This is a genomic window from Streptomyces sp. NBC_00239, assembly GCF_036194065.1.
In the GTDB taxonomy this organism is placed as follows: domain Bacteria; phylum Actinomycetota; class Actinomycetes; order Streptomycetales; family Streptomycetaceae; genus Streptomyces.
Window position 1 is genome coordinate 3587658 of sequence record NZ_CP108095.1, and the last position, 26054, is coordinate 3613711.

Annotated in this window: 22 protein-coding genes; 6 read left to right on the forward strand and 16 right to left on the reverse strand. The window is 71.9% G+C overall.

Annotation, left to right across the window (positions count from 1 at the left end; all coding sequences use genetic code 11):
* Nucleotides 1-22 precede the first annotated feature (22 nt).
* Nucleotides 23-817 carry an HAD family hydrolase gene (locus tag OG764_RS15690; protein ID WP_328969033.1) on the reverse strand — a complete coding sequence of 265 codons (795 nt, stop codon included), beginning with the start codon at nucleotides 815-817 and terminating at the stop codon, nucleotides 23-25.
* 192 nt (nucleotides 818-1009) lie between these two features.
* Here OG764_RS15690 and fahA point away from each other — a divergent pair, with 192 nt between their 5' ends.
* Nucleotides 1010-2236, forward strand: coding sequence for a fumarylacetoacetase (fahA, locus tag OG764_RS15695; protein WP_328969034.1), 1227 nt, complete (start codon nucleotides 1010-1012; stop codon nucleotides 2234-2236).
* Between the two features lie 172 nt (nucleotides 2237-2408).
* A complete protein-coding gene (locus OG764_RS15700; RefSeq protein ID WP_328969035.1) occupies nucleotides 2409-3002 on the forward strand; it encodes a Uma2 family endonuclease in 594 nt (197 codons plus the stop codon).
* A gap of 68 nt (nucleotides 3003-3070) precedes the next feature.
* On the opposite strand, the gene nuoN is transcribed toward OG764_RS15700, so the two are convergent.
* The 14 genes from nuoN to OG764_RS15770 are packed head-to-tail and all read right to left on the reverse strand — an operon-like array spanning nucleotide 3071 to nucleotide 18973.
* Nucleotides 3071-4705, reverse strand: a complete 1635-nt coding sequence (gene nuoN, locus OG764_RS15705; RefSeq protein ID WP_328973026.1) for an NADH-quinone oxidoreductase subunit NuoN — start codon at nucleotides 4703-4705, stop codon at nucleotides 3071-3073.
* Nucleotides 4706-4728: 23 nt separating this feature from the next.
* On the reverse strand, nucleotides 4729-6303 hold the full coding sequence (locus tag OG764_RS15710; protein ID WP_328969036.1) for an NADH-quinone oxidoreductase subunit M: 1575 nt from the start codon (nucleotides 6301-6303) through the stop codon (nucleotides 4729-4731).
* 1 nt (nucleotide 6304) lies between these two features.
* Nucleotides 6305-8200: an NADH-quinone oxidoreductase subunit L gene (gene nuoL, locus OG764_RS15715; protein WP_328969037.1), complete on the reverse strand. Its 1896-nt coding sequence runs from the start codon at nucleotides 8198-8200 to the stop codon at nucleotides 6305-6307.
* Nucleotides 8201-8209: 9 nt separating this feature from the next.
* Nucleotides 8210-8509, reverse strand: a complete 300-nt coding sequence (nuoK, locus tag OG764_RS15720) for an NADH-quinone oxidoreductase subunit NuoK (protein WP_328969038.1) — start codon at nucleotides 8507-8509, stop codon at nucleotides 8210-8212.
* Nucleotides 8506-9327, reverse strand: coding sequence for an NADH-quinone oxidoreductase subunit J (locus OG764_RS15725; RefSeq protein ID WP_328969039.1), 822 nt, complete (start codon nucleotides 9325-9327; stop codon nucleotides 8506-8508). Before OG764_RS15725 ends, nuoK begins: the two co-directional genes overlap by 4 nt.
* Nucleotides 9324-9959, reverse strand: a complete 636-nt coding sequence (gene nuoI, locus OG764_RS15730; RefSeq protein ID WP_328969040.1) for an NADH-quinone oxidoreductase subunit NuoI — start codon at nucleotides 9957-9959, stop codon at nucleotides 9324-9326. Before nuoI ends, OG764_RS15725 begins: the two co-directional genes overlap by 4 nt.
* Nucleotides 9952-11331 carry an NADH-quinone oxidoreductase subunit NuoH gene (gene nuoH, locus OG764_RS15735; protein ID WP_328969041.1) on the reverse strand — a complete coding sequence of 460 codons (1380 nt, stop codon included), beginning with the start codon at nucleotides 11329-11331 and terminating at the stop codon, nucleotides 9952-9954. The genes nuoI and nuoH overlap by 8 nt, the downstream gene beginning before the upstream one ends.
* Nucleotides 11328-13862: an NADH-quinone oxidoreductase subunit G gene (locus OG764_RS15740; protein ID WP_328969042.1), complete on the reverse strand. Its 2535-nt coding sequence runs from the start codon at nucleotides 13860-13862 to the stop codon at nucleotides 11328-11330. Before OG764_RS15740 ends, nuoH begins: the two co-directional genes overlap by 4 nt.
* Nucleotides 13859-15244, reverse strand: coding sequence for an NADH-quinone oxidoreductase subunit NuoF (gene nuoF, locus OG764_RS15745; protein WP_328969043.1), 1386 nt, complete (start codon nucleotides 15242-15244; stop codon nucleotides 13859-13861). The genes OG764_RS15740 and nuoF overlap by 4 nt, the downstream gene beginning before the upstream one ends.
* Nucleotides 15244-16008 (reverse strand): NADH-quinone oxidoreductase subunit NuoE, encoded by a 765-nt coding sequence (gene nuoE / locus OG764_RS15750; protein ID WP_328969044.1) that lies wholly within the window; start codon nucleotides 16006-16008, stop codon nucleotides 15244-15246. Before nuoE ends, nuoF begins: the two co-directional genes overlap by 1 nt.
* Nucleotides 16005-17330 (reverse strand): NADH-quinone oxidoreductase subunit D, encoded by a 1326-nt coding sequence (locus OG764_RS15755; protein ID WP_328969045.1) that lies wholly within the window; start codon nucleotides 17328-17330, stop codon nucleotides 16005-16007. The genes nuoE and OG764_RS15755 overlap by 4 nt, the downstream gene beginning before the upstream one ends.
* Nucleotides 17330-18049, reverse strand: coding sequence for an NADH-quinone oxidoreductase subunit C (locus OG764_RS15760; protein WP_328969046.1), 720 nt, complete (start codon nucleotides 18047-18049; stop codon nucleotides 17330-17332). Before OG764_RS15760 ends, OG764_RS15755 begins: the two co-directional genes overlap by 1 nt.
* Nucleotides 18046-18600, reverse strand: coding sequence for a NuoB/complex I 20 kDa subunit family protein (locus OG764_RS15765; RefSeq protein ID WP_328969047.1), 555 nt, complete (start codon nucleotides 18598-18600; stop codon nucleotides 18046-18048). The genes OG764_RS15760 and OG764_RS15765 overlap by 4 nt, the downstream gene beginning before the upstream one ends.
* 13 nt (nucleotides 18601-18613) lie before the next feature.
* On the reverse strand, nucleotides 18614-18973 hold the full coding sequence (locus OG764_RS15770; RefSeq protein WP_003992243.1) for an NADH-quinone oxidoreductase subunit A: 360 nt from the start codon (nucleotides 18971-18973) through the stop codon (nucleotides 18614-18616).
* An 858-nt stretch (nucleotides 18974-19831) separates the two neighbouring features.
* Between OG764_RS15770 and OG764_RS15775 the strand changes: the two genes are divergently transcribed.
* A complete protein-coding gene (locus OG764_RS15775; RefSeq protein WP_328969048.1) occupies nucleotides 19832-20701 on the forward strand; it encodes a C40 family peptidase in 870 nt (289 codons plus the stop codon).
* A 283-nt stretch (nucleotides 20702-20984) separates the two neighbouring features.
* Here OG764_RS15775 and OG764_RS15780 read toward each other — a convergent pair whose 3' ends face one another.
* The gene (locus OG764_RS15780; protein WP_328969049.1) at nucleotides 20985-21983 is read right to left on the reverse strand and encodes a hypothetical protein; all 999 of its coding nucleotides are present in this window, start codon (nucleotides 21981-21983) and stop codon (nucleotides 20985-20987) included.
* Between the two features lie 166 nt (nucleotides 21984-22149).
* On the opposite strand from OG764_RS15780, the gene OG764_RS15785 reads away from it, so the two are divergent.
* From OG764_RS15785 to OG764_RS15795, 3 genes are read left to right on the forward strand one after another with little or no spacing between them, the layout of a single operon-like run.
* On the forward strand, nucleotides 22150-24063 hold the full coding sequence (locus tag OG764_RS15785) for a hypothetical protein (protein WP_328969050.1): 1914 nt from the start codon (nucleotides 22150-22152) through the stop codon (nucleotides 24061-24063).
* Nucleotides 24060-24800: an ABC transporter ATP-binding protein gene (locus tag OG764_RS15790; protein ID WP_328969051.1), complete on the forward strand. Its 741-nt coding sequence runs from the start codon at nucleotides 24060-24062 to the stop codon at nucleotides 24798-24800. Before OG764_RS15785 ends, OG764_RS15790 begins: the two co-directional genes overlap by 4 nt.
* A 56-nt stretch (nucleotides 24801-24856) precedes the next feature.
* Nucleotides 24857-26038: an ABC transporter permease gene (locus OG764_RS15795; RefSeq protein ID WP_328973027.1), complete on the forward strand. Its 1182-nt coding sequence runs from the start codon at nucleotides 24857-24859 to the stop codon at nucleotides 26036-26038.
* Nucleotides 26039-26054 lie beyond the last annotated feature (16 nt).

Here is a 26054-nt window from a genome sequence, read left to right on the forward strand (position 1 = left end):
GGGGCTTCCCGCTCCGGCCCCACTAGCCGTAGAGGCGTTCCAGGACGGTCGCGATGCCGTCCTGCTCGTTCGAGAGGGTGATCTCGTCCGCGACCGCCTTCAGCTCGTCGTGCGCGTTCGCCATCGCCACCCCGTGGGCCGCCCAGGCGAACATCGGGATGTCGTTGGGCATGTCGCCGAAGGCGATCGTGGCGGCGGCGGGCAGGCCCAGCTCGGCCGCCGCGATGGCCAGCCCGCTGGCCTTGTCGATGCCGGGCGGCTGGAGCTCCACCGTGTGCTCGCCCGCCATCGTCACGTTCACCAGGTCGCCGACCACCGCGCGCGCCACCCGGGTCAGTTCGTCGTCGTCGAGCCGCGGGTGCTGGAGCAGCACCTTGTTGATGGAGGCCGACCACAGGTCGGCGCGCCGGGGCACCCGGACCGTCGGCAGGTGCGGGTGCCACATCCGGTAGCCGGGCCCTATCAGCATCTCCGCGTCGATGCCCTCGCGGTTGACGGCCGCGTACACCTCGCCGATCTCCGCCTCGATCTTCCCGAGGGCCACCTCGGCGAGCTCCCGGTCCATCGGCACGGAGTGCAGCATCCGGTCGGCCGCCGCGTCGTAGACCTGCGCGCCCTGCGCGCAGACCGCGAGGCCGGTGTACCCGAGGCCGTCGAGCACGTGGCGGACCTGCGGGACGGGCCGGCCGGTGACCACGATGTGCTGTGCGCCCGTAGCGCGCGCCCGCGCGAGCGCCTCGTACGAGCGGGGTGAGACGGTGTCTCCGGCGCGGAGCAGGGTGCCGTCGAGGTCGGTGGCGATCAAGGCGTATGACACGCGCCAAGGATACGGACGGAGATCAGGATCCGTCGGTACAAGTCCTATAAATAGGGCGCGAATCCGGCCTCCCGTGCGCCCCGCCGGCCACGTAACCTATGGTCTCGCACAGGAATCGCCGGGACACCCGGGATCCGGCGCCCCGCAAGCGCGGAGACCACCGCGGACACCATGGAAGCGAGGCAGCACCCCATGCCCCAGCAGAGCCCCCTCGACCTCCCCGAGGGCGACCCGTTCGGGCCGCACAACCTCCCCTACGGCGTGTTCACCACCGCGGACGAGCCGCAGCGCCGGCGCATCGGGGTGCGGATCGGCGGCCACGTGCTCGACGCGGGCGCCGCCGCGGCCGCCCTCGGCTCCCCGCACGCCGCGCTGCTCGCCGAGCCCTCCCTCAACCCGCTGCTCGCCGCCGGACGCCCGGTGTGGACCGCGGTGCGCGCCGAGCTCACCGCCTGGGTGACCGACCCGGCCCACCGCGCCGCCGTCGAGCCGCTGCTGGTGCCCCTCGACGCGGCGGTCATGCACCTGCCGTACGAGGTCGCCGACTACGTCGACTTCTACGCGAGCGAGTACCACGCCACCAACGTCGGGAAGATGTTCCGGCCGGACGGCGACGCCCTCACCCCGAACTGGAAGCACCTGCCGATCGGCTACCACGGCCGCGCCGGCACCCTCGTGGTCTCGGGCACCGACGTCGTACGCCCCTCCGGGCAGCGCAAGACGCCCGCGGACCCGGCCCCGGTCTTCGGCCCCAGCATCAAGCTCGACATCGAGGCCGAGGTCGGCTTCGTCGTCGGCACCCCCTCCGAGCTGGGCCGCCCGGTGCCGCTGGACGCCTTCGAGGACCACGTCTTCGGACTGTTCCTCCTCAACGACTGGTCCGCCCGCGACATCCAGGCCTGGGAGTACGTGCCCCTGGGCCCCTTCCTCGGCAAGTCCTTCTCGACGTCGGTGTCCGCGTGGGTGACCCCGCTGGAGGCCCTGGACGCGGCCCGGGTGACCCCGCCCGCGCGCGACTTCCCGCTGCTGCCCTACCTCGACGACGCCGACGCCCGCCCCGGCGGCTTCGACGTACGGATCTCCGTGGCGATCAACGGCGAGGAGGTCGCGACCCCGCCGTTCGAGACCATGTACTGGACCGCGGCCCAGCAGCTGGCGCACATGACCGTCAACGGCGCCTCGCTGCGCACCGGCGACGTCTACGGCTCGGGCACCGTGAGCGGCCCCGAGACGGGCCAGCGCGGCTCGCTGCTGGAGCTGACCTGGAACGGCCGGGACGCGATCGAGCTGGCCGACGGCAAGCGCACCTTCCTGGAGGACGGCGACACGGTGACCATGACCGCCTGGGCCCCGGGCCCGGACGGCACCCGCATCGGCCTCGGCGAGGTCACGGGCACCATCACCCCGGCGGTCGGCTGACACCGGTCTTCCGGCCCTTCCGGCCCGCCCGCCTCCGGGCGAGCGAGCCGGAAGGGCCGCTCCCTCACACGGGAACGCGCATATGCCATTCACACATGCGGGCGAGGTGCGGGCGATTCCCGGCGATACGCTGGACACACCCGCGAGACTCCGTGGCATGGGAGCACCACCTATGAGCGTCGATCCCCAGTACCACTGGCCGATCCCCCCGGAGGGCGGCTGGACCGCTGACGACCTGGACACGCTTCCGAACCTGCCTCCGCATACGGAGCTGATCGACGGGAGCCTCGTCTTCGTGAGTCCACAGACCCGATTCCACCTGCGCGCGGTGGGTTTCTTCGAGTGGCAGCTCCGCTCCCTCGCACCGGAGGGGCTGGAGGTGCTCCGGGAGTTCACCATCGACATCGACCGCCGCAACCGGCCCGAGCCGGACGTGATCGTCATTCCTGACGAGGACGACCTGGACCTCGATCAGACACGGGTCCCGGCCCAGACCGTCCAGTTGGCGATCGAAGTGGTCTCCGCCGAGTCCGTCGACCGCGACCGCGAGACCAAGCCGCTGAAGTACGCCCGGGCCAAGATCCCCCACTACTGGCGGGTCGAGAACTCGGGCGGCCGGGCAGTCGTCTACGTCTTCGAGCTCGAACCGACCACCGGCGTCTACGTCGCCACCGGGATCTTCCACGACCGCCTGAAGGTCTCCGTGCCCTTCCCGATCGACCTCGACCTCGACGACATCACCGCGAAGCGCGGTCGGCCGCAGTAGCCACACACGCCGAAGGGCCCGGCTCCCCGAACAACAGGGGCCGGGCCCTTCGGCGTGGATGAAAGCGGTCAGCGGGCGAAGGTGCTCGCCTGACCCGCCAGGTCCAGGAAGTACTGCGGCGCCACACCGAGCACCACCGTGACCGCGACGCCGATCGCGATGGTCGTCATGGTCAGCGGCGAGGGGACGGTCACGGTCGGGCCGTCCGCCTTCGGCTCGCTGAAGAACATCAGGACGATCACCCGGATGTAGAAGAACGCGGCGATCGCGGACGAGATGACACCGACCACGACCAGTGCGCCCGCGCCGCCTTCCGCCGCGGCCTTGAACACCGCGAACTTGCCCGCGAAGCCCGAGGTCAGCGGGATGCCGGCGAAGGCCAGCAGGAAGACCGCGAAGACCGCCGCGGTGAGCGGCGAACGCCGGCCCAGCCCCGCCCACTTGGACAGGTGCGTGGCCTCGCCGCCCGCGTCGCGCACCAGCGTGACCACTGCGAACGCGCCGATCGTCACGAAGGAGTACGCGGCGAGGTAGAACAGCACCGACGACACGCCCTCCTCGGAGGTGGCGATCACACCGGCCAGGATGAAACCGGCGTGCGCGATGGAGGAGTAGGCGAGCAGCCGCTTGACGTCGGTCTGGGTGACGGCGATGACCGCACCGGCCAGCATGGTGACGATGGCGACGCCCCACATGACCGGCCGCCAGTCCCAGCGCAGCCCGGGCAGCACCACGTACAGCAGCCGCAGCAGCGCGCCGAACGCGGCGACCTTGGTGGCGGCGGCCATGAAGCCGGTGACCGGGGTGGGCGCGCCCTGGTACACGTCCGGGGTCCACATGTGGAACGGCACCGCGCCGACCTTGAAGAGCAGGCCCATCAGGATCAGCGCGCTGCCGATCAGCAGCAGCGCGTCGTTGCCCATGGTGGTGGCCAGCGCCGGGTCGATGTTCGTGACCGTGCCGTCGACCACGTCGGCGATGCGCGCGTACGAGACCGAGCCCGCGTACCCGTAGAGCAGCGCGATTCCGAAGAGGAGGAAGGCCGAGGAGAACGCGCCGAGCAGGAAGTACTTCACCGCGGCCTCCTGCGACATCAGCCGCTGGCGGCGGGCGACGGCGCAGAGCAGGTACAGCGGGAGGGAGAAGACCTCCAGCGCGACGAACAGGGTCAGCAGGTCGTTGGCCGCCGGGAAGATCAGCATGCCGGCGACCGCGAACAGGGCGAGCGGGAACACCTCGGTGGTGGTGAAGCCCGCCTTGACCGCGGCCTTCTCGCTGTCACTGCCCGGGACGGAGGCCGCCTGGGCGGCGAAGGAGTCGACCCGGTTGCCGTGCGCCGCCGGGTCGAGCCGGCGCTCGGCGAAGGTGAACACGGCGACCACGGACGCCAGGATGATGACGCCCTGGAGGAAGAGCGCCGGGCCGTCCACGGCGACGGCGCCCATCGCGGCGATGTGCGCCTTGGTGGAGCCGTACCCGCCGGCGGCCAGCCCCACCACGGCCGCGAAGGCCGAGGCGAGGGCGGCGACCGTCAGGAACACCTGGACGTGGTAGCGGGACCTGCGCGGTACGAAGGCCTCGACGAGGACGCCCAGGATCGCCGCGCCGATCACGATCAGCGTGGGTGAGAGCTGGGCGTATTCGATGTGCGGGGCCGGGATCCGCTCGATCGGGTCGGCAGCGGCCGACCAGAGGCCCGTCATGTGTTGGACAGCAGTCACGGTGCTCACTTCGCCGCCTCCACCTCGGGCTCGGGGTCATGCTGCTTGACATCGGACATCGTGTGCTCGACGGCCGGGTTGACGATCTCGGTGAGCGGCTTGGGGTAGACGCCCAGGCCGATCAGGAGCGCGATCAGCGGTGCGACGACCAGCACTTCGCGCAGCTTCAGGTCGGGCATCGAGCCGATCGACTCGTCCTTGACGGGGCCGGTCATCGTGCGCTGGTAGAGCACCAGCGTGTAGAGCGCGGCGAGGACGATGCCGAGGGTGGCGACGATGCCGGCCACCGGGTACCGGGCGAAGGTGCCGACCAGGACCAGGAACTCGCTGACGAACGGGGCGAGGCCGGGCAGCGACAGGGTGGCGAGGCCGCCGATCAGGAAGGTGCCGGCGAGGACCGGGGCCACCTTCTGCACGCCGCCGTAGTCGGCGATGAGCCGCGAGCCGCGCCGCGAGATCAGGAAACCGGCGACCAGCATCAGGGCGGCGGTGCTCAGTCCGTGGTTGACCATGTAGAGGGTCGCGCCGGACTGGCCCTGGGAGGTCATCGCGAAGATGCCCAGGATGATGAAGCCGAAGTGCGAGATGGAGGCGTAGGCCACCAGCCGCTTGATGTCCCGCTGGCCGACCGCGAGCAGCGCGCCGTAGACGATGCTGATCAGGGCCAGGACCAGGACCACCGGGGTGGCCCACTTGCTGGCCTCGGGGAACAGGCCCAGGCAGAAGCGGAGCATCGCGAACGTGCCGACCTTGTCGACCACCGCGGTGATGAGCACGGCCACCGGTGCGGTGGCCTCGCCCATCGCGTTGGGCAGCCAGGTGTGCAGCGGCCACAGCGGGGCCTTCACCGCGAAGGCGAAGAAGAAGCCGAGGAACAGCAGGCGTTCGGTGTTGGTCGCGATGTCGAGGGTGCCGGCGGCGCGGGCCGCGGTGATGTCCTGGAGCGAGAAGCTCCCGGCGACCACGTACAGCCCGATGACGGCGGCCAGCATGATGAGGCCGCCGGCCAGGTTGTAGAGGAGGAACTTGACCGCCGCGTACGAGCGCTGCGCGGCCGCGTTCTCGTCGGAGCCCGCGTGAGCCCGGTCGCCGAAGCCCCCGATGAGGAAGTACATCGGGATCAGCATGGCTTCGAAGAAGATGTAGAAGACGAAGACGTCGGTGGCGGCGAAGGAGATGATCACCATCGCCTCGACCATCAGGATCAGGGCGAAGAAGCCCTGCGTCGGCCGCCAGCGGGAGCTGGACGTCTCCAGCGGGTCGGCGTCGTGCCAGCCGGCAGCGATGACGAACGGGATCAGCAGCGCGGTCAGCGCGATCAGCGCCACCCCGATGCCGTCGACGCCCAGTTCATACCGGACGCCGAAGTCCTTGATCCAGGAGTGCGACTCGGTGAGCTGGTAGCGGTCGCCGCCCGGTTCGAAGCGGACGGCCACGACGACCGCGAGTGCGAGCGTGGCCAGCGAGAAGAACAGCGCGAGCCACTTGGCGGCGGTCCGGCGGGCGGCCGGTACGGCCGCCGTCAGGATCGCTCCGGCCGCGGGCAGCGCGGCCGTCGCCGTCAGAAGCGGGAAACTCATTTCACACCGCCCTCATCAGCAGGGTCGCGGCGATGAGGATCGCCGTGCCCCCGAACATCGAGACCGCGTAGCTGCGGGCGTAGCCGTTCTGCAGCTTGCGGAGCCGGCCGGAGAGTCCGCCGACCGAGGCGGCCGTGCCGTTGACCACTCCGTCGACCACCGTGTGGTCCACGTAGACGAGCGAGCGGGTCAGGTGCTCGCCGCCGCGCACCAGCACGACGTGGTTGAAGTCGTCCTGGAACAGGTCCCGGCGGGCCGCCCGGGTGAGGACCGACCCGCGCGGCGCGGTCACCGGGACCGGCTTGCGGCCGTACATCGACCAGGCCACGGCCACGCCGAGGACCAGGACCACCATGGTGGCCAGGGTCACCGTGAGCGCGCTCACCGGCGGGTTCCCGTGGCTGTACCCGGTGACGGGCTCCAGCCAGTGCAGGAACCGGTCGCCGATGCTGAAGAAGCCGCCGGCGAAGACCGATCCGAAGGCCAGCACGATCATCGGGACGGTCATGGTCTTCGGGGACTCGTGCGGGTGCGGCTGGTTGCCGTCCGCGTCGTTCTGCCAGCGCTTCTCGCCGAAGAAGGTCATCAGCATCACGCGGGTCATGTAGAACGCGGTGATGGCCGCGCCCAGCAGGGCCGCGCCGCCGAGGATCCAGCCCTCGGTGCCGCCCTTCGCGAAGGCCGCCTCGATGATCTTGTCCTTGGAGAAGAAGCCCGACAGGCCCGGGAAGCCGATGATGGCGAGGTAGCCGAGGCCGAAGGTGACGAAGGTGACCGGCATGTACGAGCGCAGGGCGCCGTACTTGCGCATGTCGACCTCGTCGTTCATCCCGTGCATGACGGAGCCCGCGCCGAGGAAGAGCCCGGCCTTGAAGAAGCCGTGGGTCACCAGGTGCATGATCGCGAACACGTAGCCGATCGGGCCGAGGCCCGCCGCCAGGATCATGTAGCCGATCTGCGACATCGTGGAGCCCGCGAGGGCCTTCTTGATGTCGTCCTTCGCGCAACCGACGATCGCACCGAAGAGCAGCGTGACCGCGCCGACCACGACCACCGCGGTCTGCGCGTCCGGTGCCCCGTTGAAGATCGCGCCCGAGCGGACGATCAGGTACACGCCCGCGGTCACCATCGTCGCCGCGTGGATCAGGGCCGAGACCGGGGTCGGGCCCTCCATCGCGTCGCCGAGCCAGGACTGCAGCGGCACCTGGGCCGACTTGCCGCACGCGGCCAGCAGCAGCATCAGGCCGATGGCCGTCAGCGTGCCCTCGCCGGCCTCGTCCGCCGCGCCCAGCACCGGCCCGAAGGCGAAGGTCCCGAACGTGGTGAACATCAGCATGATCGCGATCGACAGGCCCATGTCGCCGACCCGGTTGACCAGGAAGGCCTTCTTGGCGGCGGTGGCCGCGCTGGGCTTGTGCTGCCAGAAGCCGATGAGCAGGTACGAGGCGAGGCCCACGCCCTCCCAGCCGACGTACAGCAGCAGGTAGTTGTCGGCGATGACGAGGAGCAGCATCGCCGCGAGGAACAGGTTCAGGTAGCCGAAGAAGCGGCGGCGGCGCTCGTCGTGCTCCATGTACCCGATCGAGTACAGGTGGATGAGCGTGCCCACCCCTGAGATCAGCAGGACGAACGTCATGGACAGCTGGTCGAGCTGGAAGGCGAGGTCCGCCTGGAAGCCCTCCACCGGGATCCAGCTGAACAGGTACTGGTGCACGGCGCGGTCGTCCGCGTCCCGGCCCAGCATGTCGGCGAACAGCACCAGTCCGACGGCGAACGACGCGCCCGAGAGCAGGGTGCCGAGCCAGTGGCCGGTCTTGTCGAGACGCCGGCCGCCGCAGAGCAGCACCGCCGCTCCGAGCAGTGGCGCCGCGACGAGCAGCGCGATCAGGTTCTCCACAGCGACCCCTTACAGCTTCATCAGGCTGGCGTCGTCGACCGAGGCCGAGTGGCGGGTACGGAACAGCGACACGATGATCGCGAGGCCCACCACGACCTCCGCGGCGGCCACGACCATCGTGAAGAAGGCGATGATCTGGCCGTCGAGGTTGCCGTGCATGCGGGAGAAGGTCACGAGCGCGAGGTTGCAGGCGTTGAGCATCAGCTCCACGCACATGAACAGGACGATCGCATTCCGCCGGATCAGGACCCCGGACGCGCCGATGGTGAACAGCAGGGCGGCCAGGTAGAGGTAGTTGACCGGATTCACTTCGCCGCCTCCTCACGGCCGAGGTCGCGCCCGAGCCGTTCCGCCGAGCGCTGGTCCAGCGCCTTGAGGTCGTCCATCGCCTGCGGGGACACGTCGCGGATCTGGCCCCGGTCCCGCAGCGTCTTGCTGACGGTCAGGTCGGACGGGGTGCCGTCCGGCAGCAGGCCGGCGACGTCCACCGCGTTGTGCCGGGCGTAGACGCCGGGGGCGGGCAGCGGCGGCAGCTGGACGCCGTCGCGGACCCGCCGCTCGGCCAGCTCGCGCTGGGTGGCGGCGCGCTCCGTGCGCTCCTTGTGCGTCAGCACCATCGCGCCGACGGCCGCCGTGATGAGCAGCGCGCCGGTGATCTCGAAGGCGAAGACGTACTTGGTGAAGATGAGCTGGGCCAGCGCCTCGACGTGGCCGCCGGAGTTGACCCGGCCCAGCCCGTTGAAGGACTTCAGGCCCGCGTTGCCGATGCCGGCGATCAGCAGGATGCCGAAGCCGAGCCCGCAGGCGGCGGCCAGCCAGCGCTGTCCCTTGAGCGTCTCCGTCAGGGAGTCCGCCGCGGTGACGCCGACCAGCATGACCACGAAGAGGAACAGCATCATGATCGCGCCGGTGTAGACGACGACCTGGACCACGCCGAGGAAGTACGCGCCGTTGGCGAGGTAGAAGACGGCCAGGATGACCATCGTCCCGGCCAGGCACAGCGCGCTGTGCACGGCCCGCTTCATCAGGATCGTGCAGAGCGCCCCGATGACGGCGGTGACGCCCAGCACCCAGAACTGGACGGCCTCGCCCGTCGAGGTGAGCGAGGCGGCGGCGACGGTGCTCACGCGCCCACCCCCTCGGCGCCGTTCGCGGCCACCGCGGGCTCGGCCGTACCGGATCCGGCCGCACCGGATCCGGGGGTCTCGCCCTGGGAGACGGCCACCTGGCGGACCGTGCCGGGAGCCGCCCCGGTGACCAGTCCGCGGTAGTAGTCCTGGTCGTCCATGCCCGGGAAGATGGAGTGCGGGGTCTCGACCATGTCCTCGGTGAGGCCGGCGAGCAGCTGCTCCTTGGTGTAGATGAGCGATTCGCGGCTGGAGTCGGCCAGTTCGAACTCGTTGGTCATCGTGAGCGCCCGGGTCGGGCAGGCCTCGATGCACAGCCCGCACAGGATGCAGCGGGCGTAGTTGATCTGGTAGACGCGGCCGTACCGCTCGCCCGGGGAGTAGCGCTCCTCCTCCGTGTTGTCCGCGCCCTCCACGTAGATCGCGTCGGCGGGACAGGCCCAGGCGCACAGCTCGCAGCCGATGCACTTCTCCAGGCCGTCGGGGTGGCGGTTGAGCTGGTGCCGTCCGTGGAAGCGCGGGGCAGTGGTCTTCTCCTGCTCCGGGTACTGCTCGGTGAGCCGCTTCTTGAACATGGCCTTGAAGGTCACGCCGAAGCCGGCGACCGGGTTCTGCCACTTGTCCTCAGACATTGCCGGCACCCTCCTCTCGGTCACTGTCAGTATTGGTGCCGCCACTGACAATCAGCTCCCGCTCGTGGCGGGGCCGTCGGCGCGGTACCGGCGGAAGGGTCTGGCCGGGCAGCGGCGGGACGGGGAAGCCGCCCGCCATCGGGTCGAACCCGGCCTCCGGGGCGGCCTGTCCGGCGCCGGCCGCCTTGGACCGGCGGTCGCGGAACACGTCGGCGACGAAGGACAGCAGCAGGATGGCGATCACGGCGCCGCCGACGTAGAGCACGATCTGCTGGAAGTCGTAGTTCTCGTTGCGCAGCGCGCGGACGCTCGCGACGAGCATCAGCCACACCACGGAGACCGGGATGAGGACCTTCCAGCCGAGCTTCATCAGCTGGTCGTAGCGGACCCGGGGAAGGGTGCCGCGCAGCCAGATGAAGAAGAAGAGGAGCAGCTGCACCTTGAGGACGAACCACAGCATCGGCCACCAGCCGTGGTTGGCGCCCTCCCAGAAGGTGCTGACCGGGTACGGGGCCCGCCAGCCGCCCAGGAAGAGGGTGACGGAGACCGCCGAGACGGTGACCATGTTGACGTACTCGGCGAGCATGAACATCGCGAACTTGATGGACGAGTACTCGGTGTTGAAGCCGCCGACCAGGTCGCCCTCGGACTCCGGCATGTCGAACGGCGCCCGGTTCGTCTCGCCGATCATCGTGACGACGTAGATGATGAAGGACACCGGCAGCAGGACGATGAACCAGCGGTCCGCCTGCGCCTCGACGATCTTCGAGGTCGACATCGACCCGGAGTAGAGGAACACCGACGCGAAGGCCGCGCCCATCGCGATCTCGTACGAGATCATCTGCGCGCAGGACCGCAGTCCGCCGAGCAGCGGGTACGTGGAGCCGGAGGACCAGCCGGCCAGGACGATGCCGTAGATCCCGACCGAGGCCACCGCGAGGACGTACAGCATCGCGATCGGCAGGTCGGTGAGCTGCATCGTGGTGCGCTGGCCGAAGATCGAGACCTCGTTGCCGGACGGGCCGAAGGGGATCACCGCGATCGCCATGAAGGCCGGGATGGCGGCGATGATCGGCGCCAGCACGTAGATGACCTTGTCGGCCCGCTTGACGATGACGTCTTCCTTCAGCATCAGCTTGACGCCGTCGGCGAGCGACTGGAGCAGGCCCCAGGGGCCGTGCCGGTTCGGGCCGATGCGCAGCTGCATCCAGGCGACGACCTTGCGCTCCCACACGATGGAGAAGAGCACGGTCACCATGAGGAAGGCGAAGCAGAAGACCGCCTTGATCAGGACGAGCCACCACACGTCGCGGCCGAACAGGGAGAGGTCCTCCGCGGCGAGCCGTACGAAGTCACTCGGTACTGCGTTCACGCGCGCACCTCCTGCGTCGTGTCGCCGCCGTCGGCGGCCGGCGGGGTCGCCGGGCCGATGCGGACCAGGGAGCCGGGGCGGGCGCCCGTGTCCGAGAGGACCCCGCCGCCCGTCGAGTTCAGCGGGAGCCAGACCACCCGGTCGGGCATCTGCGTGACCAGCAGCGGGAGTTCCACGGATCCGGCGGGGCCGGTGACCGCGAGGACGTCGCCGTGCTTGACGCCGGTCTCGGCGGCCGTGGCCGCCGACAGCCGGGCGCACGCCAGGTGCCGGGTGCCGGCCAGCGCGTCGTCGCCCTGCTGGAGCAGGCCCTGGTCGAGGAGCATCCGGTGGCCGGCGAGCACCGCCTCGCCCGCGGCGGGCCGGGGCAGCGGCACGGTGTCGGTGCGCTGTTCGGCGGCCCGTTCGCCGGCCCAGCTGCCGAGCCGGTCGATCTCGGCGCGTACGGCGTGCACGTCGGGCAGGCCGAGCCGGCGCGCCGGTACGCCGGTCTCCTCGGCGACGGCGTCCGCGAGCATGTGCAGCACGCGGGCGTCGGCCGGGGCGAGCCGCCGGGTCATCTGCTCGGGTTTGAGCGCGGCCTCGAACGGCCGGACCCTGCCCTCCCAGTTGATGAACGCGCCGGCCTTCTCGGCGACCGCGGCGACCGGCAGGACCACGTCGGCCCGGTCGGTGACCTCGCCGGGCCGCAGCTCCAGCGAGACCACGAACGCCTCGTCGAGGGCGGTGCGGGCGCGTGCCGGGTCGGGCAGGTCGGCGGGCTCCACGCCGGCGACGACCAGCGCGCCGAGTTCGCCGGTCGCGGCGGCTCCGACGATCTGGCCGGTGTCGCGGCCGTAGCGGTGCGGGAGTTCGTCCAGGCCCCAGGCCGCGGCGACCTCGTCGCGGGCCCGCGGGTCGGTGGCGGGGCGGGCGCCGGGCAGCAGCGAGGGCAGCGCGCCCGCTTCGACGGCGCCCCGCTCGCCGGCCCGGCGCGGGATCCACACCAGGCGGGCGCCGGTGGCGGCGGCGGTGCGGACGGCGGCGGTCAGCGCGCCGGGCACGGCGGCGAGCCGCTCGCCGACGACGATGACGGCGCCTTCGGCGCGCAGTGCCTCGGCGGCCGCGTGGCCGCCGATTTCGAGGCCGGTGCGGGAGGCCAGGGCGTCGAACCACTCGGGTTCGGTGCCGGGCGCGGCGGGCAGCAGGGTGCCGCCCGCCTTTTCGAGGCCGCGGGTCGCGAACGGCGCGAGAGCGAAGGTCCGCTGCTTGTGCTTGCGGTGGGCCTTGCGCAGCCGCAGGAAGACGCCGGGCGCCTCCTCCTCGGCCTCGATGCCGGCGAGCAGGACGGCCGGTGCCTGCTCCAGCGAGGCGTACGTGACGCCCGTGCCGGAGAGGTCGCGGCCGCGGCCGGCGACGGTGGCGGCCAGGAAGTCGGCCTCCTCCGCGCTGTGCACGCGGGCCCGGAAGTCGATGTCGTTGGTGCCGAGGACGACCCGCGCGAACTTGGCGTAGGCGTAGGAGTCCTCGACGGTCAGGCGGCCGCCGGTGAGGACCGCGGCCCGGCCGTGCGAGGCGGCGAGTCCGCGGGCGGCGGCGGCGAGCGCCTCCGGCCAGCTCGCGGGCGCCAGGACGCCGTCGGCGCCGCGCACCAGCGGGGTGGTGAGCCGGTCGGGGCGCTGGGCGTAGCGGAAGCCGAACCGCCCCTTGTCGCACACCCACTCTTCGTTGACCTCGGGGTCCTCGGCCGCCAGGCGCCGCATGACCTTGCCGCGGCGGTGGTCGGTGCGGGTGGCGCAGCCGCCCGCGCAGTGCTCGCACACGCTCGGGGAGGAGACCAGGTCGAAGGGGCGGGAGCGGAACCGGTAGGCGGCCGAGGTGAGGGCGCCGACCGGGCAGATCTGGATGGTGTTCCCGGAGAAGTACGACTCGAAGGGGTCGCCCTCGCCGGTGCCGACCTGCTGGAGCGCGCCGCGTTCGAGCAGCTCGATCATCGGGTCGCCGGCGATCTCGTTGGAGAAGCGGGTGCAGCGCGCGCACAGCACGCACCGCTCGCGGTCGAGCAGCACCTGGGTGGAGATCGGCACGGGCTTCTCGTACGTGCGCTTCCTGCCCTCGAAACGGGAGTCGGCGTTGCCGTGCGACATGGCCTGGTTCTGGAGCGGGCACTCGCCGCCCTTGTCGCAGACCGGGCAGTCCAGCGGGTGGTTGATGAGGAGGAGTTCCATCACGCCGCGCTGGGCCTTGTCGGCGACCGGCGAGGTGAGCTGGGTCTTGACCACCATGCCGTCGGTGCAGGTGATGGTGCAGGAGGCCATCGGCTTGCGCTGGCCCTCCACCTCGACGATGCACTGGCGGCAGGCGCCGGCCGGGGAGAGGAGGGGGTGGTCGCAGAACCGGGGGATCTCGATGCCGAGTTGCTCGGCGGCCCGGATGACCAGGGTTCCCTTGGGTACCGAGAGCTGGATGCCGTCGATGGTCAGGGAGACGGTGTTCTCCGGCGGGACCGCGGCCTCGCCGCCCCCGGAGGGTGCATTCGTGGTGACGGTCATGCGTTCACCTCCGCGTTCGTGGCGGGGCCGTCGGCCCACAGGGTCGACTTGGCCGGGTCGAAGGGGCAGCCCTTGCCGGTGATGTGCTGCTCGTACTCCTCGCGGAAGTACTTGAGCGAGGAGAAGATCGGGCTGGCGGCGCCGTCGCCCAGGGCACAGAAGGACTTGCCGTTGATGTTGTCGGCGATGTCGTTCAGCTTGTCGAGGTCGGACATGACGCCCTTGCCGGCCTCGATGTCGCGCAGCAGCTGGACGAGCCAGTACGTGCCTTCCCGGCAGGGGGTGCACTTGCCGCAGGACTCGTGGGCGTAGAACTCGGTCCAGCGGGTGACGGCGCGGACCACGCAGGTGGTCTCGTCGAAGCACTGCAGGGCCTTGGTGCCGAGCATCGAGCCGGCCGCGCCGACCCCTTCGTAGTCGAGGGGCACGTCGAGGTGCTCGTCGGTGAACATGGGGGTGGAGGAGCCGCCGGGGGTCCAGAACTTCAGCCGGTGGCCCGGCCGCATCCCGCCGCTCATGTCGAGGAGCTGGCGGAGCGTGATGCCGAGCGGTGCCTCGAACTGGCCGGGGCTGGCGACGTGGCCGCTGAGCGAGTACAGCGTGAAGCCCGGGGACTTCTCGGTGCCCATCGACTTGAACCAGTCCTTGCCCCGGTGGAGGATCGCGGGAACCGACGCGATGGACTCCACGTTGTTCACCACGGTGGGGCAGGCGTAGAGGCCTTCCACCGCGGGGAAGGGGGGACGCAGCCGGGGCTGACCGCGCCGGCCTTCGAGGGAGTCGAGGAGCGCCGTCTCCTCGCCGCAGATGTAGGCGCCCGCGCCGGCGTGCACCGTCAGTTCGAGCTTCAGCCCGCTCCCGAGGATGTCCTCGCCGAGGAAGCCGGCCGCGTACGCCTCGCGCACCGCTTCGTGCAGGCGCCGCAGCACCGGCACGACCTCGCCGCGCAGGTAGATGAAGGCGTGCTCGGACCGGATCGCGTAGCAGGCGATGACCATTCCCTCGATGAGGGAGTGCGGGTTGGCGAAGAGGAGGGGGATGTCCTTGCAGGTTCCCGGCTCCGACTCGTCCGCGTTGACGACGAGGTAGTGCGGCTTGCCGTCGCCCTGCGGGATGAACTGCCACTTCATTCCGGTGGGGAAGCCGGCGCCGCCGCGGCCCCGCAGGCCCGAGTCCTTGACGTAGGCGATGAGGTCGTCCGGGCTCATCGCCAGCGCCTTGCGCAGGCCCTCGTACCCGCCGTGCCGGCGGTAGGTCTCCAGGGTCCAGGACTGCGGGTCGTCCCAGAAGGCCGACAGCACGGGTGCCAGCAGCTTCTCCGGGCTGCTCCCGGCCTCGGGCCGGGAGGTGCCGCCGTGGTTGTCCTCCGCGGTCACCGTCATCACTCCCCCTCCTCGGTGCCGTCAGCGCCGCTCGTGGCGGACTCGCCGCGCGGGTGGACGATCGTCGTGTGCGGGGACTCGCCGCGGGCGATCCGCAGGCCCACCAGGGAGGCGGGTCCGGCGCCGCCGCTCGCCTCGACGGCGCCCTCGCGCTCGTCGGGGAAGCCGGCGAGGATCCGGGCGGTCTCCTTGTACGTACACAGGGGCGCGCCGCGGGTCGGCTCGACGGGGCGGCCCGCCCGCAGGTCGTCCACGAGTGCCTTCGCGGACTGGGGGGTCTGGTTGTCGAAGAACTCCCAGTTGACCATCACCACGGGGGCGAAGTCGCAGGCCGCGTTGCACTCGATGTGCTCCAGCGTGACCTTGCCGTCCTCGGTCGTCTCGTTGTTGCCGACGCCGAGGTGCTGCTTGAGCTCGTCGAAGATGGCGTCGCCGCCCATGACCGCGCACAGCGTGTTGGTGCAGACCCCGACCTGGTAGTCGCCGGAGGGCTTGCGCCGGTACATCGTGTAGAAGGTCGCGACGGCGGTGACCTCGGCGGTGGTCAGGCCCAGCACCTCGGCGCAGAACCGGATGCCGGTGCGCGAGACGTGCCCTTCCTCGGACTGCACGAGGTGGAGCAGCGGCAGCAGCGCGGAGCGGCTGTCGGGGTAGCGGGCGATGACCTCGCGCGCGTCCGCCGCGAGCCGTTCCCGTACGTCGGCCGGGAAGTCGGGGGCGGGCAGCGCGGGCATGCCCAGGGTGGTCGGGGTTCCGTCGCTCATCGGTCGACGCCTCCCATCACGGGGTCGATGGAGGCGACGGCGACGATGACGTCGGCGACCTGGCCGCCCTCGCACATCGCGGCCATGGCCTGGAGGTTGGTGAAGGACGGGTCGCGGAAGTGGACCCGGTAGGGGCGGGTGCCGCCGTCGGAGACGACGTGGACGCCGAGTTCGCCCTTGGGGGATTCGACGGCCGCGTACGCCTGGCCGGCCGGGACCCGGAAACCCTCGGTCACCAGCTTGAAGTGGTGGATGAGGGCCTCCATGGAGGTGCCCATGATGTTCTTGATGTGGTCGAGCGAGTTGCCGAGGCCGTCGGGGCCCAGGGCGAGCTGCGCCGGCCAGGCGATCTTCTTGTCGGCGACCATGACCGGGCCGGGCTCCAGCCGCTCCAGGCACTGCTCGACGATCCGCAGCGACTGGCGCATCTCCTCCAGGCGGATCAGGAACCGCCCGTACGAGTCGCAGCTGTCGGCGGTCGGCACGTCGAACTCGTACGTGTCGTAGCCGCAGTACGGGTCGCTCTTGCGCAGGTCGTGCGGCAGGCCGGCGGAGCGCAGGATCGGGCCGGTGGCGCCCAGCGCCATGCACCCGGTGAGGTCGAGGTAGCCGACGTCCTGCATGCGGGCCTTGAAGATGGGGTTGCCGGTGGCGAGCTTGTCGTACTCCGGCAGGTTCTTCTTCATGGTCTTCACGAAGTCGCGGAGCTGGTCCACGGCGCCCGGGGGCAGGTCCTGGGCGAGGCCGCCGGGGCGGATGAACGCGTGGTTCATGCGCAGACCGGTGATCAGCTCGAAGACGTCGAGGATCAGTTCACGATCGCGGAAGCCGTAGATCATGATCGTGGTGGCGCCGAGTTCCATGCCGCCGGTGGCGATGCACACCAGGTGCGAGGAGAGCCGGTTGAGCTCCATCAGCAGCACCCGGATGACCGTGGCCCGGTCCGGGATCTGGTCGGTGATGCCGAGCAGCTTCTCCACGCCGAGGCAGTAGGCGGCCTCGTTGAAGAACGGCGTCAGGTAGTCCATGCGCGTGACGAAGGTGGTGCCCTGCGTCCAGTTGCGGAATTCGAGGTTCTTCTCGATTCCGGTGTGGAGGTAACCGATTCCGCAGCGGGCCTCGGTGACGGTCTCGCCGTCGATCTCCAGGATCAGGCGGAGCACTCCGTGGGTGGAGGGGTGCTGCGGGCCCATGTTGACGACGATCCGTTCGTCGTCGGCCTTGACCGCGGACCGCACGATCTCGTCCCAGTCGCCGCCGGTGACGGTGTAGACGGGGCCTTCGGTCGTGTCGCGCGCGGAGGAGTGGTGTGACGTGGACATCAGCTGTACGACCTCCGCTGGTCGGGAGCCGGGATCTGGGCACCCTTGTACTCGACGGGGATGCCGCCGAGCGGGTAGTCCTTGCGCTGCGGGTGGCCCGGCCAGTCGTCCGGCATCATGATCCGGGTGAGGGCCGGGTGGCCGTCGAAGACCAGTCCGAAGAAGTCGTAGGTCTCGCGCTCGTGCCAGTCGTTGGTCGGATAGACCGCGACGAGGGACGGCACGTGCGGGTCGCTGTCCGGGGCGGTCACCTCAAGCCGGATCAGCCGGCCGTGGGTGAGCGAGCGCAGGTGGTAGACGGCGTGCAGCTCGCGGCCCTTGTCTCCGGGGAAGTGCACGCCGGAGACGCCGGTGCAGAGCTCGAAGCGCAGCGCCGGGTCGTCGCGCAGGGTGCGGGCGACCTGGACCAGGTGCTCGCGCGCGATGTGGAAGGTGACTTCGCCGCGGTCGACGACCGTCTTCTCGATGGCGTTCTCGGGGACCAGGCCCTGTTCTTCGAGTGCGCCTTCGAGTTCGTCGGCGACCTCGTCGAAGTACGAACCGTACGGGCGGGAGGTCGCACCGGGCAGGGCCACGGTCCGCACCAGGCCGCCGTAGCCGCTGGTGTCGCCGCCGTTCGCGGCGCCGAACATGCCCTTGCGGACGCCGATGACCTCCGGGCCCGGGTCCGTGCGCGGGGCGGGGACGTTGCTCTGTGCTTCTTCCGGGGAGTCGGTCACCGCAGGAGCCCCTTCATCTCGATGAGGGGGAGCGCCTTGAGGGCCGCCTCCTCCGCCTCGCGGGCCGCTTCTTCCCGGTTCACGCCGAGCTTGGAGTTCTGGATCTTGTGGTGGAGCTTGATGATCGCGTCCATCAGCATCTCGGGGCGGGGCGGACAGCCCGGCAGGTAGATGTCGACCGGCACGATGTGGTCGACGCCCTGGACGATCGCGTAGTTGTTGAACATGCCGCCCGAGGAGGCGCAGACCCCCATGGAGATGACCCACTTGGGTTCGGGCATCTGGTCGTAGACCTGCCGCAGCACCGGCGCCATCTTCTGGCTGACCCGGCCGGCCACGATCATCAGGTCGGCCTGCCGCGGCGAGCCGCGGAAGACCTCCATGCCGAAGCGGGCCAGGTCGTACCGGCCCGCGCCCGTGGTCATCATCTCGATGGCGCAGCAGGCGAGGCCGAAGGTGGCCGGGAAGACCGAGGCCTTGCGCACCCAGCCGGCGGCCTGTTCGACGGTGGTCAGTACGAAGCCGCTCGGCAGCTTCTCTTCGAGTCCCATGGAATTCAGCCCCTCAGTCCCATTCCAGGCCGCCGCGCCGCCACACGTACGCGTAGGCAACGAAGACGGTGAGCACGAAGAGCAGCATCTCGACGAGCCCGAAGATCCCCAGGGCGTCGAAGGTGACGGCCCAGGGATAGAGGAAGACGATCTCGATGTCGAAGACGATGAAGAGCATCGCCGTCAGGTAGTACTTGATCGGGAAGCGACCACCGCCGGCGGGCGTGGGGGTGGGTTCGATACCGCACTCGTACGCCTCAAGCTTGGCCCGGTTATACCGTTTTGGACCGATTAGCGTGGCCATGACCACGGAAAAGATCGCAAACCCTGCCCCGAGGGCGCCGAGCACGAGGATGGGCGCGTAGGCATTCACGCTCCTCGCTCCTTCCAGTCGTCCTTGACCGTTGGACCGCATCTCCGGGCGCATGCCCCGCCTCGCGAAGATCGCCCCCAGGTTCGAGGCCGCATGTGAGGCAGTTCACAAGCCGGACTGCCCCGCATCCTATGCCTGTCCCTCTGTGATCTGCGACACGGGTAACGACAACGACTTTGTGATCTCCACCACCTGACGAACGATCATGAAGTCAGATGAGCGGTGATCTTCATACGTGAAGCACCCACATGATCACCAAAGGTGACATCCGGGGGTGTTGCCGCAGGTCGAAGCCGCATCGCACTATCAAATCGTGGTGCCTGCACGCAAATTGGCGACACGGGCAGGCAGGTGGTATGGGCAAAAGCCATCCCCCGACCGGGGGACGGGTCGAGTACGGGGGTGGACGCGAGCGGACGGGGTCGCGCGGGAGCTCCCCGCACCCCGGAGTGCGTGCGCACGTTCACGAGCCGTCCGGGGGTGGAATCGACCTCGCCGGCGATTGGGGCGCGGGGTCCGGGGCAGGCGCTCCGAGAGGGTGCGGGGGCGGAGTCCCCGCGAGAAGGGCCGCGGACGGCGGAACCGTCCAGTCCTTGTGACGTTCCTGTGACCTGCGCCACGTCCAATTCGCGCAGACGAAAGAGGGCTTGGCCATCGACCCACCCGGATGATAGGCGTCAGGTCAATTCGGACTTATTGCGGAAACCCCATGATCACAGGCTTGTGAGAGGGTGTCCGATTCGCCCGTTACGGCGTCAATAAGACTCGCGGAACGTCCGGTTCAGGCCAGTTGGACACAACTGTGGCGCAGACCACGTTTCTTGAAGGGGACCACAACGCCCTGATAGCGGTTGTTCCATGTCCCTTACCGCTCACATACCCAGCCACCGGAAGCCCCGCCGCAGCGCCTCGAAGCTCGCGGTCCGCGCCGGAGTTGCCGGTGGCGTCCTCAGCACCCTGGCGATGGCCGGGCCGGCGAGCGCCGCGCCGTCCGAGCCTGTGACCGAGACGATCGAGATGCCGGTCCTGAACCTGGACCTGGCCGCCGACGTCTCCTCCGCCGTCACGCAGTCCGCCGACGCCGCCCAGGCCCGCGCGCTCGACACCGAGCTCGCCGCCCTGGAGAAGACCGCCGAGAAGTCCGCGGCCGCCACCGCCAAGAAGGCGAAGGTCGTCGCCGAGGAGAAGGCCGAAGCCGAGCAGCAGGCCGCCAAGGCCGAGGCCCTGGCCGTGGCCGACCGCAAGGAAGCCGCCGAGCGCGCCTCCCGCAGCGCCGCGCGCACCACCCTCGGCAACGGCGGCGGCTCGTCGTCCTCCGCCGACGACGCCTCGCGCAGCGACTCCGGCAGCGCCAGCAGCTCCCGCGCCGCGAGCAGCTCTGCCGCGCGCATCGTCAACTTCGCCCTGGCCCAGGTCGGCAAGGCCTACGTCCCCGGCGCCACCGGCCCGTACGCGTACGACTGCTCCGGCCTCGTGCAGACCGCGTTCCGCCAGGTCAACGTCTCCCTGCCGCGCGTCTCCCAGGACCAGTCGATGGCCGGCACCTCGGTCTCGCTGAGCAACCTCCAGCCCGGCGACATCCTGTTCTGGGGCGGCAAGGGCAGCGCCTACCACGTCGCGATCTACGTCGGCGGCGGCGAGTTCGTCGGCGCGCAGAACTCCGGCACGGGCGTCGTCAAGCGCTCCATGAACTGGGACCGCCCCTCGGGCGCCGTCCGCGTTCTCTGACCTTTCGCCTGACCGGCGTTCGAGTAGGTGCCGGCGGCACGTTCAGCCTCGCCGGCGTTTGAGTAGGTGCCGAGGGCACGTTCAGCCTCGCCGGCGTTCGAGGCGCGGGGTTTGGGGCGGAGCCCCAAGCAACCCGGCTCCGCCGGGCACCGGGCTCCGCCCGGACCCGCTCCTCAAACGCCGGCGAGGCTGTCTTCGCCCCCGGGGCCTCGGTGAGGCTGGGGTTGCCCCACGGGGTGTCGGCAAGGCCGCATGCCGTCTCCAGGCCGGCGGCCTACGGGTCTCAGCCCAGCCGGGCCGCCAGGCGGAAGCGGGCCTCGCGCTGCGTGCGGTACGCGGCCAGCGTCTCGGCCTGCTCCTCCACCAGCCGCTGCTGGTACGCCGTCTCCACCGCCGCCCAGATGCCCACCAGGTTGACCTCCCGCTTGCAGGCGACGTCCCGGGTGGCGACCGCGACCGCCCTGGCACCGCCCGGATCCGCGTCCAGCCCGAGCCGCGCGCTCACCTCGTACGGGCTGCCGACGCCCCGGTACCCGGACCGGGCCAGGCACGCCGACCACTTGGCGAGGGCCGCCGCCACCCGCGAGTCCCGCTGCGCCCGGGTGTGCGCCTCCGAGGCCAGCCCGAACGGGAAGAGCAGGTCGACGCTGTCCTTCGTCGGCGCGTACAGCTTCCGGTAGCCCTCCCGCAGGCAACCGCCGGGCGGCACCCTGCGGCCGCCGACGGTGAGGCCGCTGTCCACCGCCGCGGCCTCCTCCTCGGTCCGCGGGTCCGGCGCCTGCCGCCCGCCCTGCCCCTGGCCCTGCGCGCCGGGGCGTTCCCCGTACAGGACGGTACGGGCGCTGTCGCTCAGCGCCGGCGCGGGCGGGCGCGGCGGCCGGGGGCGGCCGGCGTCCTTGTCGTAGCCGTACGCGGCGGCGTGGCCGGCATCGGCGATCCCGTACAGCCAGCGGTGCCGGTCGGCGCGGCCGCCGCCGGCCCCGGCGGGTACGGGCACGGGCGGCGGCTCGTACGCGAAGCCGTAGCGGGCCATGCAGCGGACCGTCAGCCGCTGCTGGGCCGCCGTCAGCCGGGCCGCCTCGTCGTCCGAGTCGGCGTACGCGTCCAGCGGCAGGGCCAGCGAGGCGGTGGGCGGGTCCGCGGCGACCACGCCGAGGGCGGGCTCCGCGACCGCCCGGCCCGCTCCCCCGCCGTCGCCGCCGCAGCCCGCCGCGAGCACCGCGAGGAGGACCGCCGCGGTGCGTGCGGCGGCGGTCCGGAGCCGGGGGTGACGTGGTTCCACTTCGCGTTCCTCACGGTCGGGGACTGGGAACCGGAGTCAACGGCCCCGCCGTTGGGCGCACAAGTAGACAACCGGCCTGGCTGACAGATCACTTGTTCGGTCCGGAAATCGGTTCCTAGGATGCGCGTTCATGCCGATGGATGCGCTCACGCGCGGGAGACGCGTCGTGCTCGGTGTGGTTGCCGGGGCCGCGCTGATGACGGTGGGCGGGCTCCTGGCCACCGCCCTGGTGACCTCACCCGCGCAACTGGCGGCCGACGCGGGGCCGCCCGCGCAGGACGCGCTGCTCGCCACGGTCGAACGGCGGGTGCTGGCCGAGACGGTGGTGATGCGCGGGACGGTCGTCGCCGACCAGAGCGTGGCGGTCGCCCCGCAGCCCGCCGGGCCGGGGGCGGGCGGCGCGGCCGTCGTGACCCGGCTGCCGCTGCGGCCCGGCGACCCGGTACGGGCCGGGCGGGTGCTGGCGGAGGTCTCCGGGCGGCCGGTGATCGCCCTGCACGGCGCCCTGCCGGTCTACCGGGACCTGCGGCCCGGCGCGGAGGGGGCGGACGTCGGCCAGCTCCAGCGGGCGCTGCGCGAACTCGGCCACGGTGTCGGTGACGACCGGCCGGGCGTCTTCGGCCCCGGCACGAAGGCGGCCCTGGCCGCCCTGTACCGGGCGCTCGGCTACCCGGTGGCGCCTGCCGTCGCCGACGGCGGGGAAGCGGTACGGGCCGCCCGCGAGGCCGTCCGCTCCGCGCAGTGGGCCCTGGAAGACGCCCTGGACGCCGCCCGCCCCCAACCCCCCGAAAATCCGCCCCCGCCGCCCCCCAACCGGTCAGCCTCACCGATGCCCGGGGCCCTTCCAGCCTCGCCGGCTGACCTGGCGGCACGTTCAGCCTCGCCGGCGTCCAAGGCGCCAACCTCAGCCTCACCGATGCCCGGGGCCCTATCAGCCTCGCCGGCTGACCTGGCGGCACGTTCAGCCTCGCCGGCGTTTGAGGCGCGGGTCCGGGCGGAGCCCGGTGCCCGGCGGAGCCGGGTTGCTTGGGGCTCCGCCCCAAACCCCGCGCCTCAAACGCCGGCGAGGCTGGATAGTGCCCCAACGTCCGCTGCGAGCGCCGGCGGGACGAGGCAGGAAATTGCCCCCGCGCACGCCGTGAGCATCGGCGGGGCGAGGCTGGATCGTGCCCCAGCGCCCGCTGCAAGCGCCGGCGGGGCGAGGCCGGGGGTGGCCGCCGGGCCCGTATCCAACCCCGGCCAGGCTGAAGGGCTGAGGGCTGCCTCGACCACCGGCGGCGTCGGGGAGGCGCCGGGGGTCGGGGACGCGCCGCGCGGCAAAGCGGCACCGGACGCCGCCGCGGGCACACCCGCCCGCGCAGTGCTCCGCGCCCGCCTGTCCCTCACCGACGCCCGGGCCCGCCTCGCCGCGGCCGAGGCCGCCGCCGGCCCGATGCTGCCCGCCGCCGAGGCGGTGTTCCTGCGCTCCTTCCCGGCCCGGGTCGGGACCGTGGCCGCCCGCGTCGGCTCCCCCGTCGACGGCCCCGTACTGACCGTCTCCGCGGGCGAACTCCTCGTGGAGGCCTGGCTCGCGGAGGACCGCCGGCGGCTGCTGCGCGCCGGGCTGCCGGTGCTGGTCTCGTCCGAGGTGCTCGGCCGGGACGTCCGCGCGAAGGTGCTGCTCGTCGCCGCCGAGCGCACCGTCGTGGCCGGCCCGGACACGGGCGCCGGTGACGGCGGCGCCGACCGCGCCGGGGCCGCCCCCGCCGGCCCGGCCGCGTCCGGCTACCGGATGCTGGTGCGGCCGGAGCGGCCGCTGCCCGCCGGCTTCGCCGGGCAGGACGTCCGCCTGACCGTAGAGTCCGCGTCCACCGACGGCGCCGCGCTGGTCGTGCCCGTCACCGCGGTGTCGGCGGGGGCCGACGGCCGCACCGCGGTCACCGCCGTCACCCCCTCCGGCACCCGGCGCCGCGTGGAAGTCCGTACGGGCACCACCGGGGACGGGTACGTGGAGGTGGTACCGGTCCGCTCCGGCTCCCTGGCCGAAGGCACCCGCGTCGTGACGGGCACCGCCGGGACGGCGAACGCGGGTGGCGGATGAGCGGGGCGCCGGGTCGCGCCGACGGCCGGGGCGGGCCGGCCGTCGTGGAGTTCCGCGGCGTGGGGTTCACCTACCCCGGCCCGCCCCCCGTCGAGGCGCTCACCGGCTGCGACCTGACGGTGAGACGGGGCGAGTTCCTCACCGTGGTCGGCCCGTCCGGGTCCGGGAAGTCCACGTTCCTCAACCTGGCCGGGCTGCTGGACGCGCCCACCCGGGGCCGCTACCTCCTCGACGGCATCGACACCGGCTCGCTGCGCGAACGCGAGCGCGCCGCCCTGCGCGGCCGCCGCATCGGCTTCGTCTTCCAGTCGTTCCACCTGCTGCCGCACCGCAGCGCCCTGGAGAACGTCGGCCTCGCGCTGCTCTACACCGGCGTCCCGCCCGCCGAACGCCTCGCCCGTGCCCGTACCGCCCTCACCCGGGTCGGTCTCGGCCACCGCACGCACGCCCCGCCCGCCGAACTGTCCGGCGGCGAGCGCCAGCGCGTGGCCGTGGCCCGCGCGCTGGTCGGCAGCCCTTCACTGCTGTTGTGCGACGAGCCGACCGGCAACCTCGACTCGGCGAGCGCCGCCGCCGTCCTGACGCTGCTGGACGGCCTGCACGCGGCCGGGATGACCGTACTGGTGATCACCCATGACCCGGAGGTCGCGGCCCGCGGCGGCCGTACGGTGACCATCCGGGACGGCCGGCTGCACGAGGACACGGGCGCGTCCACGGGCCGGAGACCCGCCCGGTGAACCTGCCGCCGACCAGGCTGTCCGTACGGGACGCCCTGTCCGAGGCGCTCGCCGGCATGCTGCGGCGCCCCGGCCGGGCCGCGCTCACCGCGCTCGGCACCGTGCTCGGCGTCGGCAGTTTCGTGGCCGTGCTCGGCCTTACCGCGACGCTCTCCGCGCGGATCGACGGCCGGTTCAGCGTGCTGACCGCGACCGAGGTGACGGTCGAGGACGTGGCCGCGCAGCAGGACGAGTTCGCCCCGTCCGGCTTCCCCGCCGACGCCGAGCGCCGGATCCGGGCCCTCGCGGGCATCCGGCACGCGGGCGTGCACTGGGCGGTGCGCCCGGCCCCCGGCGTCTCCACCGGCATCGGCGCCGGCCCGGCGTCGGACGCACGGCCGGAGCCGGGCCCGGGGACCGGAAGCGGCACCGGCGTGGTGGCGGCCTCCCCGGAGGCGCTCCGGGCCATGGTCCCGCGGCTCCGACAGGGCCGCCTGTACGACGAGTTCGCGGAACGCACCCGGCAGCGGGTCGTCGTCCTCGGCAGCGGGGCCGCGGCCCGCCTCGGCATCACCACGCTGGCGACCCGGCCCGCCGTACGGATCGGCGGAGAGCCGTTCACCGTGGCGGGCGTCCTCGACGACCTGGCACGGCAGCCGGAGAACCTGCTCGCCGCCCTCGTACCGCGGGCCACCGCGGCCGAACTGTGGGGGCCGCCCCCGCCCGGCGCGGCGCGGATGCTGATCTCGACCGAGCCCGGCGCCGCCCGCCAGATCGCCGCCCTCGCGCCGCTCGCGCTGCGCCCCGACCATCCGGAGCACCTGCGGGCGCTGCCGCCGCCCGACCCCAAGCGGCTGCGGACCGGGGTGGGTTCGGACCTGGGCGTGCTGTTCCTGCTGCTCGCCGGGATCTGTCTGGTGATCGGCGCGGCCGGGATCGCCAACACCACCCTGGTGGCGGTGCTGGAGCGGACCGGCGAGATCGGGCTGCGCCGCGCGCTGGGCGCCCGGGGGCGGCACGTCGCCGCCCAGTTCCTCACGGAGTCGGCGCTGCTGGGGGCGCTGGGCGGGCTGGTCGGCACCTCGCTGGGGGTGTTGACGGTGACCGCGGTGGCGGTCGTGCGCGACTGGACCCCGGTCCTGCACCCGGGCACGGTTGCCGCGGCCCCCTTGGCCGGCCTGCTGACGGGCGCACTCGCCGGTCTCTACCCGGCCTGGCGCGCCGCCACCGTCCCCCCGGCCCGGGCCCTCCGCCGCTGACCGCGGCGGAGGGTGC